At 58.1% G+C, this 14,030-nt stretch carries 3 protein-coding genes; all 3 read left to right on the top strand.

The window, feature by feature from the left end:
* The first annotated feature begins 28 nt into the window (after window positions 1–28).
* The 3 genes from QWJ20_RS10185 to QWJ20_RS10175 all read left to right on the top strand — a co-directional run bounded on the left by QWJ20_RS10185 (window position 29) and on the right by QWJ20_RS10175 (window position 13,844).
* A complete protein-coding gene (locus tag QWJ20_RS10185) occupies window positions 29–4,051 on the top strand; it encodes a beta strand repeat-containing protein (RefSeq protein ID WP_433992659.1) in 4,023 nt (1,340 codons plus the stop codon).
* Between the two features lie 197 nt (window positions 4,052–4,248).
* Window positions 4,249–13,350 (top strand): hemagglutinin repeat-containing protein, encoded by a 9,102-nt coding sequence (locus QWJ20_RS10180; RefSeq protein ID WP_433992464.1) that lies wholly within the window; start codon window positions 4,249–4,251, stop codon window positions 13,348–13,350.
* Window positions 13,347–13,844: a hypothetical protein gene (locus QWJ20_RS10175; protein ID WP_433992463.1), complete on the top strand. Its 498-nt coding sequence runs from the start codon at window positions 13,347–13,349 to the stop codon at window positions 13,842–13,844. The genes QWJ20_RS10180 and QWJ20_RS10175 overlap by 4 nt, the downstream gene beginning before the upstream one ends.
* Window positions 13,845–14,030: the final 186 nt, after the last annotated feature.

Genomic DNA, 14,030 nt, shown 5'->3' with positions numbered 1-14,030 from the left:
CGGCGGCGACAGCTGGCTGAGCGCCAGCGTGCTCGACAATCAGGGCACCGTATCCGGTGTGGGTAAGCTGACGCTTGACAGCGGTGCGATAAACAACGCGGGCACGGTGATTGCAGACGGGGCGCTGACGCTTGATGGCGACTATCAGGGCTCGGGCCTGCTGCATACTGCCGACACGCTGACGCTGCGCGGCAACCAGCTGCGCAATAACGGACGCTGGGAAAGCCGGGCGCTGGCGCTGAACGGTGGGGCGCTGAATAATCAGGGCACGATAGTCGGTGAACGCGGTATCACGCTGGAGCTGCGGGATGGCCTGACGGTCGGCGGTNTGACGCTGCGCGGCAACCAGCTGCGCAATAACGGACGCTGGGAAAGCCGGGCGCTGGCGCTGAACGGTGGGGCGCTGAATAATCAGGGCACGATAGTCGGTGAACGCGGTATCACGCTGGAGCTGCGGGATGGCCTGACGGTCGGCGGTACCGGCCAACTGCTGACCAACGGGGTCCTGCAGGCGCAGGCGGGCACGGTCGCAAACGACGGGCTCTGGCAGGGCAACACGCTGGCGCTGACGGCGGATAAGGTCGGGAATGCCGGACAGCTGCTGGGGCTGTCGGCGCTGTCGCTGACGGCGAAAAACACGCTGAGCAATGCGCAAACCGGCTCGCTGCTCACGCAGGGGTTGGCGGTGCTGAACGCGGCCACTGCCGAAAATGACGGTGAATGGCAGGCGGACAGCCTGACGCTGGAGGCGCAAAATCTGAACAACCGCGGGCATATTCAGGGTGATAAATCCCTGAAGATGACGCTGGCGAATGGCGACGTCACCAATCAGGGGACGCTGTGGAGCAAGCTCGCCACGATTGCTGCCCGGTCGCTGACCAACGCGGGTGAGATTACCGGCGTTGACGGTCTTCAACTGACGCTGGATGACGCCTTAACCAATCAGGGTACGCTGAGCAGCTATCAGCTGACCGCACAGGCCGACAGGCTGGACAACCGCGGGAAAGTCAACGGCCTTGATCTACTGGACATTACGGTAAACGAGAGCCTTGCCAATGCTGGCACGTTGTACGGGGCGGCGCTGGCGCTGAATGCCTACGACCTGACCAACAGCGGCGCGATCACCGGCGTCGACAGCCTGAATCTACATCTGAATGGGACACTGAATAACACGCGTGACCTCAGCAGTAATGCGCTGACACTCAAGGCCAATGACGTCGTCAACCACGGCACCCTGATGGGCGTGAACGGGCTGACGCTGCAGCTTGGCAATCATCTTGATAATCAGGGCGCACTGAACAGCCAGGCGCTCGCCATTGCCGCCCGCGACGTGACCAACGGCGGGCAGTTGAACGGCACACGCGACCTGCAACTGACGCTGGACGGCACCCTGACTAACACCGGCGATCTCACCAGCCAGCGAATGGGCATCGCGGCGAAGGACGTGCTGAACCACGGGCAGGTGCTGGGCTCGGCCGATCTGCAACTGGATCTGCGTAATACACTGGATAACCGAGGGCTTATCAGCGGCAACACCACGTTGGGTATCGTTGCGAACCATGTCGACCAGCAGGGTACGCTGGAAGCGCGGGCGCTGACGGTGGACGCGCAGACGCTGGATAATCAGGGAAAAATGCTGGGCGTGGATGCCCTAACGCTGGCAATTGTGAATACGGCCCGCAATCAGGGCAACTGGCTGAGTCAGGGCAGCAGTACGCTGACGGCGGATCAGGTTGACAATCAGGGGCAGTGGCAGGCGGGTGACATCACGCTGCAGGCTGCTGAGCTGACCAACCGTGGACAAATTTTTGGCATCAATGCGTTGTCGCTGAGCACCGCCAACGGCCTGACGAATCAGCAAAACGGGAAACTCCTGTCGCAGGGGATGGCTGTTTTACGCGCGGCGAGCGTGACCAACGACGGCGACGCGCAGGCAGACCGCCTGACGTTTGACGCGCAGCAGTTGACCAACCGCGGACGGATGCAGGGTGACTACGGGTTAGCCATCACGCTGGATCGCGCCAACCCCGCCAGCCGGTTAACCAATCAGGGCACGCTGCTCTCCGGCGGCGACAGCTGGCTGAGCGCCAGCCAGCTCGACAATCAGGGCACCGTGTCCGGCGTGGGTAAGCTGACGCTCGACAGTGGTGCGATAAACAATGCGGGCACTGTGATGGCCGACGGGGCGCTGACGCTCGATGGTGACTATCAGGGCACCGGCCTGCTGCATACCGCCGACACCCTGACGCTACGTGGCAACCAGCTGCGCAATAGCGGACGCTGGGAAGGCCGGGCGCTGGCGCTGAACGGTGGTTCGTTCAACAACGTTGGCACGATAGTCGGTGAGCGCGGCATCACGCTAGAGCTGCGGGATGGCCTGACGGTCGGCGGCACCGGCCAACTGCTGACCAACGGGGTACTGCAGGCGCAGGCGGGCACGGTCGCAAACGACGGGCTCTGGCAGGGCAACACGCTGGCGCTGACGGCGGATAAGGTCGGGAATGCCGGACGGCTGCTGGGGCTGTCGGCGCTGACGCTGACGGCGAAAAACACGCTGACCAATGCGCAAACCGGCCAACTGCTCACGCAGGGCCAGGCGGTGCTGAACGCGACCACCGCCGAAAATGATGGTGAATGGCAGGCGGACCGCCTGACGCTGGACGCACAGCAGCTGACCAACGCCGGTCATATTCAGGGTGATACATCGCTGGCAGTGACGCTGGCGAACGGTGACCTGAGCAATCAGGGGACGCTGTGGAGCAAGCTCGCCACGATTGCTGCCCGGTCGCTGACCAACGCGGGTGATATTACCGGCGTTGATGGTCTTCAACTGACGCTGGATGACGCCTTAACCAATCAGGGCGCGCTGAACAGCTATCAACTGACCGCGCAGGCCGACAGGCTGGATAACAGCGTGAAAATCAACGGCCTCGACCGTCTTGACCTGACAATCGGTAATCATCTCACCAACCGTGGCACGCTTTACGGGGCGGCGCTGACGCTGAACGCGAACGACCTGACCAACAGCGGTGCGATCACCGGCGTCGACAGCCTGTCTCTGGGTCTGACCGGAACGCTGAATAATACCCGCGACCTCAGCAGTAATGCGCTGACCCTCAAGGCAAATGACGTCGTCAACCACGGTACCCTGACGGGGGTGAACGGGCTGACACTGCAGCTTGGCAATCATCTTGATAATCAGGGCGCACTGAACAGCCAGGCACTCACCATTGCCGCCCGCGACGTGACCAACGGCGGACAGCTTAACGGCACGCGCGACCTGCAGCTGACGCTGGACGGCACCTTGACCAACACCGGTGACCTCACCAGCCAGCGGACAGATATCACCGCGGCGGACGTGCTGAACCACGGGCAGATGCTGGGCTCGGACGATCTGCAACTGGATCTGCGTAATACACTGGATAACCGAGGGCTTATCAGCGGCAGCACCGTGTTAGGTATCGTGGCGAACCATATCGACCAGCAGGGTACGCTGGAAGCGCAGGCACTAAACGTGGACGCGCAGACACTGGATAATCAGGGCAAGATGCTGGGCGTGGATGCACTGACGCTGGCAATTGCGGGGACGGCCCGCAATCAGGGCAACTGGCTGAGTCAGGGCCGCAGCACGCTGACGGCGGATCAGGTTGACAATCAGGGGCAGTGGCAGGCGGGCGATATCACCCTGCAGGCCGCTGAGCTGACCAACCGTGGACAGATTTTTGGTCTCAATGCGTTGTCGCTGACGACCACAAATGGCCTGAATAACCAGCAGGGCGGCACGCTGCTGTCGCAGGGTGTCGCGGTACTGCGCGCGGCGACGGCGGCAAACGACGGTGACGTACAGGCAGACCGCCTGACGTTTGACGCGCAGCAGCTGACCAACCGCGGGCGGATGCAGGGGGACCACGGGTTAGCCATTACGCTGGACCGCGCCAACCCCGCCAGCCTGCTCACTAATCAGGGCTCGCTGCTCTCCGGCGGCGACAGCTGGCTGAGCGCCAGCGTGCTCGACAATCAGGGCACCGTATCCGGTGTGGGTAAGCTNTGACGCTGCGCGGCAACCAGCTGCGCAATAACGGACGCTGGGAAAGCCGGGCGCTGGCGCTGAACGGTGGGGCGCTGAATAATCAGGGCACGATAGTCGGTGAACGCGGTATCACGCTGGAGCTGCGGGATGGCCTGACGGTCGGCGGTGCCGGCCAGCTGCTGACGAACGGGGCCCTGCAGGTGCAGGCGGGCACGGTCATGAACGACGGGCTCTGGCAGGGCACCACGCTGGCGCTGACGGCGAACGACCTGACAAATGGCGGGACGCTGCTCGGTCAGGACGCGCTGCGTCTTGATTTACGGGGTACCTATCAGGGGAATGCGCCGTCTCGCCTGCTGAGCGACGGCGATGCCGTTATTACTGCCGACGGTCTGAACCAGAGCGGTGAGATAGCCGCGGGCACGCTGAACTTGACCACCAACACGCTGGATAACGGCGGACGCATACTGGGTAGCCACGGCCTGACGGTGGTTAACCGAGACGAACTGATTAACCGCGCGGGAGCGGAACTGCTGACCAACGGCGCAGGCCGCCTCGACAGCGGCACGCTGCGCAATGCCGGTACGCTACAGGCCAACGATCTGCAACTGCGTACCCGTGAGATTGATAATCAGGGCCGCATTCAGGGTACCGATGCGCTGCGCTATGTCGGCAATAAAAGCAGCCAGTTGCTCAGCAACGGCGCGGCCACGCTCCGGGCTAAACAGGCAGATAACGCCGGGTTATGGCAGGCGGGCACGCTGACGCTGAACGGTGATACGTTCAGCAATAGCGGCACCGTGGCAGGGCTGAACAGCCTGTCGCTCAACGGTGACCAGATAAAAAATCAGGGTGAGCTGTTCTCGCAAGGCACGGTGACATTGTTAGGCAAGGCGCTGGAGAACAGCGGTACGCTGACGGGCGTCGGCGGCTTTACGCTGCAGCTCACCGACCGCGTCGATAACCTGACTACGGGGCGCTTGCTCAGTGGCGGCACGGGCGAATTAACCACTGGCGTGCTGAACAACCAGGGGCTGTGGCAGTCAGACGCGTTACGCCTGACCGCCCGTGATCTTGAACAGCAGGGTAATCTGCTGGGCGTGCAGCGCGGGACGCTGCAACTGAGCGGGACCTATCAGGGGGCGCAGGGCAGCCAGCTGGTCAGCGGCGGTGACCTGAGCCTGACGGCGCATGGCATCACCAACCGCGGGCAGATACAGGGCAGCGCCCTGACGCTGGGTGCCGATGAAATCACTAATTACGGCACCCTGCGCGGCGACCGTGCGCTTAATGCCACCGTCACCGGCCAGTTCAGCAATGCGCCGCAGGCGCGTTTAAGCAGCGACGGCTCGCTGAACGTGCAGGCAACTACGCTGGACAATCAGGGCGACATCAAAGCCGCCACCACCACGCTGACGGGCAACACCGTCACCAACGGCGGCACGGTGCAGGGCACAGTCGCATTGCAACTGGATGGAAAAGATAAGATTGTCAACCAGCAGGGCGGGCAGTTGCTGTCTGACGGCATCACCACGCTCAATGCGCCCGCGGTGGACAACCACGGCTGGCTGCAGGGGCGCGGACTGGTGCTCAACACCGCGCAGTTGACCCAGCAGGGTAGCCTGATGGCGCAGGACAAACTGACGCTAAAAATCCCGCAGTGGGTGAATAACGGGTTGGTGCAGGCCGGTGAACTGGAGATTATCGCGGATGAACTGGACAACCACGGCACGCTGCTGGGCCTGACACAGCTGGCGCTGCAGACGCAGCGCCTGATTAACCGTCAGGGCGCGAAGCTCTACAGTGCGCAGGACCTGCGCTTGAAAACCCAGGAACTGCAGCAGGACGGGCAACTGGTGGCGCTAGGGAACCTGACGGCCGACGTCACCGGGCCGCTGACCTTCACCCAGAGCATGGCAGCTGGGCAGCAACTGACGTTGAACGTGGCGGGTGACCTCGACCAGCGCGGCACTCTGCAGGGGCAATCCGTCCAGTTGACCAGTACCGGCACGCTGACCAATCAGGGCCGCATTCTGGCGGGCGGCGGGGAGTCGCGCGTCAGTGCAAAAGACATCGTGCAACTGGAGGCAGGCAGCGTTCAGGCAGGCGGTAACCTGACGCTGGTGAGCGATAACACGCTGAATAACCAAGGACTGATTGGCACCACGGGCGACCTGCTGGTGCAGGCGGGGAGCGTCTTGCATAACAGCAGCATGCTCTACGCGGGCGGCAATATGCGCCTGCTGTCGGACTCCCTGACCAACGTGTTCGGCACCATTCTGGCGGGCAACAGCCTGTGGGTGCAGCGTGATGCACAGGGCAACGCCAGCACCTCGCTGCTCAACAGCTCCGGCACTATTGAAACCCAGTCTGGGGATATCACGATTAACACCGGCACGCTGACGAATCAGCGTGAAGGACTGGTGGTGACGGAAAGTGAATCTACTGCGGAGTCTGTACCTGATTGGGCTGGGAAAACGATGGTCGATATTCCTATTGAGTGGTTTAAGGAAGGAGACTATGGAATTCTTGAAGATGGTATAGGATTGGATAACGGCGGACGGCCTGAGTATTGGTGGATGTATGCAGCGTATGAAAAATCTGAATTTATAAAAGTAACTTTAGCTATTAATAAAACTGAAATAATTACTGATGGAGGTGTAGGGGTAATCAATTCAGGAGGGGGGCTTTACGCTTACTCTGATGTTTTCTTTAATAATGCCTCTCAAGTTTCAGCAGTTGGGGATATTAAATTTCAGGGTGGGGAATTTGAAAATAAATCATATCAAGAAGGATTGTTAAGTAAATATTTAACGTATCGATATCATCTGGGGTCTGTTTTTTTTGCTAACAATGATAAAGATGCAATATATGAATTTAATCGTGGTGTTAATATAAGAGATTATAGATCTAATCGGTTTGGTAATTATTTGCTTTATGAACTATATGAGACCTCTCCAACCTACGAAAAAAACGAGGGTGAAAGCTATAACGCGTTAATTCAGGCGGGCGGCACCATTACCGCCGATTTCAAACAAGATATCAGCAACACTACCCTGCAACCGGGCAGCGGCGGGTTTATGCCTGCGGCAACCAAACCGGTGCTGGATGCCATCACCACGCTGTCACCGTTACAGAAGCAAACCACGCGCCAGCTGGCCAGTCAGGACTCGTCGTTTAATGCCGGTGCGGTAGACGTCACCCAAGCAGGGAGCGGACAGGCTGCGCTCGCAGGCAATGCCGAAGGCGTGAATGCGACGGGTAAAACCGTGACGTTGACGCAGCAGGCGGGTACCACGCTGCAAGCGGGGGCACAGGCGGAGAACATCACGGCGGTGATCGCGGCGCCGAATACTGCCGGGCCGTTGACGCTCAACACCGGTGACGCGGTGGTGTTATCACCTTCTGCTTCCGGTCACATCAGCAACCCCGATGCGGTCGTGCTGACGCAGCAGGCGGGCACCGCGCTGCAAGCGGGGGCACAGGCTGACAACATCACAGCGGTGATCGCGGCCCCGAATACCAGTGGGCCGCTGGTGCTCAACACCGGTGACGCGGTGGTGTTGCAACCTTCTACCTCCGGTCACATCAGCAACCCCGATGCGGTCGTACTGACGCAGCAGGCGGGCACAGCGCTGCAAGCGGGCGCACAGGCGGACAACATCACGGCGGTGATCGCGGCGCCGAATACCACTGGGCCACTGACGCTCAACACCGGCGACGCGGTGGTGTTATCACCTTCTGCTTCCGGTCATGTCAGCAATCCTGATGCGGTGACGCTGACGCAGCAGGCGGGTACTGCGCTGCAAGCTGGCGCACAGGCGGAGAATATCTCCTCAGTCATCGCGACCCCGAATACCACCGGGCCGCTGACGCTGAACACCGGTGACGTGGTAGTGTTGCAACCTTCTACCTCCGGTCACGTCAGCAACCCTGATGCAGTCGCACTGACGTCGACGGGTCAACGACCTGATACTGGTACAAGCCTGACGCCGGTTAACGTGGACAATACCGCAACGGGCGTCACGATAGCAGGTACGGTGGGTACCCCCGCCACACTGACCACACCGGGTATGGCCGCGATTGACGCGCCGAAGCCGACGGTCAGTGCAGACACCCCGCCGGGCGGGACGACACCTGCTGCGCCACAACCTCTCTCTGCTGCTGCGCTGCTGAGCGCCATCGGCAACGGGCTGCAAAACCTGAGTGCCAATCCGCTTGCCGATTACCCGCTGCCGACGGGCAATAACGGGCTGCTGGTTGTCGATCCGAATGCCGACAGCCGTTACCTGATCCACACCAACCCGAAACTGGAACAGCTGGGACAGGTGGATAACGCGCTGTTCAGCGATCTGCAGACGCTGCTGGGGCAACAGCCGTCAACGGTGGTACCGGTTGAAACGCGCTCTCAGTGGACGCAGGCCGACCGGGTGCTGGGGTCAGCCTATCTGCTGGATAGGCTGAATCTGGATGCAGATCATGATTACCGCTTCCTTGGGGATGCGGAGTTTGATACCCGCTACATCAGCCAGGCAGTACTGAAGCAGAGCGGGCAACGTCACCTGAATGGCACCGGCTCCGATTTGGCACAGATGCAAATGCTGCTGGATAACGCCGCGGCGGCGCAGAAAGGCATGAACCTGCAGCTGGGCGTCAGCCTGACGCCGGATCAGGTCGCGAACCTCAGCCAGAGTCTGGTCTGGTGGGAAAATATTGAGGTCAACGGGCAGACCGTGCTGGCACCGAAGCTGTATCTGGCGCAGGCGGATAAAAGCAACCTGCAGGGCAGCGCGATTGTCGCGAATAAAGTCGAGCTGAACGCGGGCGGCAGCGTCACCAACAGCGGCACGCTCAAGGCGGTTGAAGTGCTGGCGATTGCCAGCGGCGACAAGATTGATAACCACGAGGGCGGCCTGATCAAATCAGACGGCGGCCTGAATCTGGTGGCGCTGAATAACATCACCAACAGCGGGAGCCGGATTGAGGGCAACACGCTGCAGCTCGCCAGCATCAACGGCGATATCATCAACCGAACGGAAAGCCGCAACTTCCAGACCGCACAGCCAACGGCTTCCCACAGCGGCAGCGGGTCGCTGGTCTTCACCGAATTGGGCAAAACCGCCGAAATCGTCGCGGGCAACAGCCTGACGCTCAGCGCGGGTAAAGACATTCGCAACGTGGCGGCCACGCTCAACGCCGGGCAGGACATGGCGTTGAACGCCAAAGGTAATGTGGCGATTGAGGCGCTGGCGCTGACCAACAACCGTGTAGATATCGGCTGGCGCAGCAGCAATACCGCGCTGAACACCGCCGTGCAGGGCAGCACCGTCAATGCAGGCGGCGCACTGAGCGCGGTGGCGGGTCAGGATATTCAGATTGACGCCAGCTCGCTTTCCGGCGGGACGGCGCTGACGCTGGCGGCGGGTAATGATATCCGCCTGACGGCGCAGGACACGCTGAAAGAGACGCTGTATCAGGGCAGCAGTACCGTGCAGCGCCGCACGCAGGACGTGGCAAACAGTCAGCTCCTGAGCGGGGGCGATCTGAATCTGGTGGCCGGACGGGACGTGCTGTCCGAAGCGGCCAGCCTGAACGCCAAAGGTAATGCGACACTGGCAGCCGGACGCGATCTCAACCTGCTGTCTCAAGAGGAAGAAACCTACAGCGGCAACTGGTGGAACCGTCACGCCGACTGGCAGCAAAACATCACCCAGCAGAGCACCGAACTAACGGCGGGCAAAGGCCTGAATCTGCAGGCGGGCAGAGATATCAACCTGCAGGCGGCACAGGGCGTGGCGAGCGGCGCGGTGACGGCACAGGCGGGTAACAATATCAACCTGCTGTCGGCCACCGAAACGCAGCACACGTTCTTTGAAGAGACGAAGGTCAAGAAAAAGGCCTTCTCGAAGACGGTGACGCATACCCTGCGGGAAACGTTGCAGACCGATGAGAAAGGCAGCCTGCTGTCGGGTGACAGTGTCACGATGGCGGCCAATCAGGATATCAATCTGCAAGGCTCCTCGGTGGTCGGTGACAAACAGGTCACGCTGCTGGCGAATAATGACGTCAACACCGCTGCCAGCGTCGAGAACTACCAGAACTATGAAGAACACAGCAAGAAAAAAAGCGGCCTGTTCAGCGGTGGCGGCATTGGCTTTACCATTGGTTCAACCTCGACCAGTCAGAAACTGCGCGATCAGGCGGCGACACAAAGCCAGAGCATCAGCACCCTCGGCAGTACGACCGACTCGGTGACGGTGAAGGCCGGGAACGATGTCACCATCAGCGGCACCGATATGGTGGCCGGAAAAGACATCTTCCTGCAAGGCAACAACGTCACCCTCGATCCGGGCTATGACACCCGCAAACAGCAGCAGGAGTTTCAGCAGAAAACCGGGGGTCTGACCGTGGCGCTGTCTGGCGTGGTGGGCTCGGCGCTCAACAGCGCGGTACAGAGCATTCAGGCGGCAAAAAATGAAAGCGATGGCCGGCTGGCGTTGCTTCAGGGCATGAAGGCCGGGCTGTCCGGGTATCAGGCCTATCAGGGCAGCCAGTCCGAGCTGAACAACAAAGGGGAAGCCTCTTTTGTTGGCGTCAGTATTTCTCTCGGGGCGCAAAACTCACGCTCCAGCCAGACCAGCGAGCAGAAGCAGAGCTTTGGCTCGACGCTCAATGCGGCGGGGGATATTGGCATTGAATCGCGCACCGGGGATATCACAGTCGCAGGCAGCCAGCTTAAGGCGGGCGGCGACGTCATGATGAACGCGGCGCAGGATATCCACCTGCTCTCAGCGCGTAACAGCGAGGAAATCAGCGGTAAAAACAGCAGCAGCGGCGGGAATATCGGCATCAGCCTGGGCTTAAGCAACGGGAGCGCGGGGCTCAGCATTTTCGCCAACGTTAATGCGGCGAAAGGGCGGGAAACCGGCACCGGCAATAGCTGGTCAGAAACGACGGTGGATGCGGGTAACCACGTTACGCTGAAAAGCGAGCGCGACACGCGGCTGATTGGTGCGCAGGTGAACGGCGAGCGCATTGATGTCGATGCCGGGCATAATCTGCTGCTGCAAAGTCAGCAGGACAGCGAGCGTTATGATTCCAAACAGACCAGCGTGGCGGCCGGCGGCAGCTTTACCTGGGGATCGATGAGTGGCAGTGGTTACCTCAGTGCCAGCAAAGACAAGATCCACAGCAACTATGACAGCGTGCAGCAGCAGACCGGGCTCTTTGCCGGTAAAGACGGATTTGGTATAAAAACCGGTGAACACACCCAGCTTGACGCCGCAGTGATTGGCTCCACCGCCAGCGCAGAGAAAAACCGGCTGGAAACGGGGACACTGGGCTGGAGCGGGCTCAACAACAAAGCCGAGTTCAAGGTGGAGCACAGTGGCATCGGCCTCAGCGCCAGTCCTTCGATGAGCGGCAGTATGCTCTCGACGCTGGCGATGACGGTACCATCGGCGCTGATGTCGCTGGGTAACAGCGGCAGCGCTGCCAGCACCACCTATGCGGCGGTGAGCGACGGCAGTTTGTTGTTGCGGGATACTGCGAAGCAGGTGCAGGATATCGCTACGCTGAGCCGTGACGTTGAGCACGCGAACAACGCGCTCAGCCCGATCTTTAACAAAGAGAAAGAGCAAAAACGCCTGAAACAGGCGCAGCTGATTGGTGAAATCGGCGCGCAGATGATGGATATCGTGCGCACGGAAGGCGAGCTGAAAGCGCAGAAAGCGGCGGAAGCCAAGGGCGACGCCAAAGTCAACCGTCCGAAAGACGGTGATTCGGTCGCGATGTGGGAGGACTATAAAAAGGCACTGACGGAATCGCCGACCTACAAAGCCGAGATGAAGAAATACGGCACAGGCAGTGATTTCCAGCGTGCGGCACAGGCAGCGACGGCGGCAATTCAGGCACTGGCAGGTGGAGACATCCAGAAAGCGATTGCCAGCGGTGCAGCGCCGTATCTGGCCCAACTGGTGAAAGACGTCACGATACCGAAGGATGAAAGCAAAATCACGGCGTCGGATATCGCAGCCAACGCAATGGCGCACGCTGTGGTGGGAGCAGTAGTTGCCCAGTTATCGGGTCAGGATGCGGCGGCGGGGGCGATTGGTGCCTCCAGCGGTGAACTGGCCGCTCGTGCGATCATGGATAAAGTATACCCCGGCAAGACGGCAAACGACCTGACGGAAGAAGAAAAGCAGTCAGTCAGCGCGCTTTCCACGCTGGCCTCCGGGCTGGTATCCGGTCTGGCAGGCAACAGCACCGCCTCCGCCGCCAGCGGCGCGCAGTCTGGGCGTAATGCGGTGGAGAATAACTATCTGAGTAATCAGCAGCGCTCAGAACGAGATAAAGAGTTTGATGCCTGTAAAGGCAACATGTCCTGCCAATTGAAAGTAGGTGCCAAATGGGACGCTATTAGTTTAGGCCAAGATGCTGCCTACGCTGCCGGGATGTTAGTTGGTGTTCCTCAAGGACTTTATGATTCTGTTGAGAGTTTATCAAAGTCTATTAGTGATCCTGCTGCAGCTTATGATGCAATCAAACAACTGATAGTGAGCGATGACATTTTTAGTACGATGTCGGATGCGGTTAAGCAAAGCTACATTAACCGTATCAATCTGATGGAAGCAGAGTACCAGAAAGCGGGTGCAGGTGGTGCGTACAATGCCGGAGTAGAGGCTGGTAAACTTGTGTCTGATTTGGCTGCGGCCATCGCAGGCGGAGTCGGTGTTGCGAAAGCAGGGACAGTACTCACGGAAAGAGTGGTAGCTAAAGTCGTGGGTAAAGCTGAATCTGCTGCGGCTAATACTGCTCAGAATTTTGCTAATGGTTTTGATATTAAGCAGTTACCAGATGCTAACGGGAAAAATCATTCAACAGCAGTGAAAGGTGACGCAAAAATACCGGTAGATAAAATTGAACTCTATATGCGTGGTAAGGCATCTGGTGATCTTGAGTTCTTGCAAAATGAATATAATTTGTTAAAAGATGCAAAAATTAGCAGCCAAAAAGAATTTGCAAAAGATCCAAGTAATGCAGTTAAACTGAAGCAATTATCGGACCAAATTCATAATATAGAAAGATCGCGTGATATGGATCGTGTTCTCAATAATGCAGGTATATCTAATACATCGGCAAATAACAGTATGATAATGGATAAGTTATTGGACTCAGCACAGAGTGCTACACCTTCAAGCAGACAAACATCTGTTGTTGTCTCAGGGCCTAACGGTAGCGTAAGGGTTTATGCTACATGGACAATATTACCTGATGGCACAAAAAGGCTTTCAACTGTTAATGCGGGGGCATTCAAATGATGATGAATCCAAATAAACCAGAGCTAAAAGAGCTATTTGACGGACTAAACAGTTATCTAGCATATGGTTATGTTAATGAGCTTTCTCCCGAAGATCCTGCTAAAGATGCATTTGATTATCTCAATGCTCTTTACTTAGCTAATCAACATGAAGGACTCGTTTTTTGCAAGTTAATATTGGAGTCGGAAATATTATATAATGACTTCCTGAGAGCAACTTGTTTATCGTATCTACTCTTGTCAGAGAGTGGTTGGAAATATGCTTTTTCATTTTTTCTTGAAAATAGTAAAGCTTTATCAGTTCCGTTACTGAAAGAGGCTCTATTCTATTTTTACTGTGCAAAAAAGGAGACAGATCCTTATCCCGTACCAGAGGGTTTATTCAAAAATCTAATGGAAAGATATGAAGAATTGAAAGATGATCCTGATGCAAAAATTTATCATCTTCATGAAACGTACAACGATTTTTTAAAAGCTTACTCATTGAATAATTAGAAAAAACCCATCCCTCAGAGGCTGGTTTTTTGTCTGTCACTCTGCCACTAAGGTGTATCAGCCGTTGACCGTGCCTTAATATAGGTGCTGTTGGCGAACAGCCACCTTTGAGCACTAATCCGAAATATACCGGTGGGGCAGATCAAATACTGTTACCAAGAAATTACTCACCAGAGTGGATAAAAT

Origin of the sequence: Pectobacterium sp. S5, assembly GCF_051707265.1 — a bacterium.
Classification (GTDB): Bacteria; Pseudomonadota; Gammaproteobacteria; order Enterobacterales; family Enterobacteriaceae; genus Pectobacterium; species Pectobacterium polare.
This window is presented reverse-complemented; position numbering and strand designations above follow the sequence as displayed.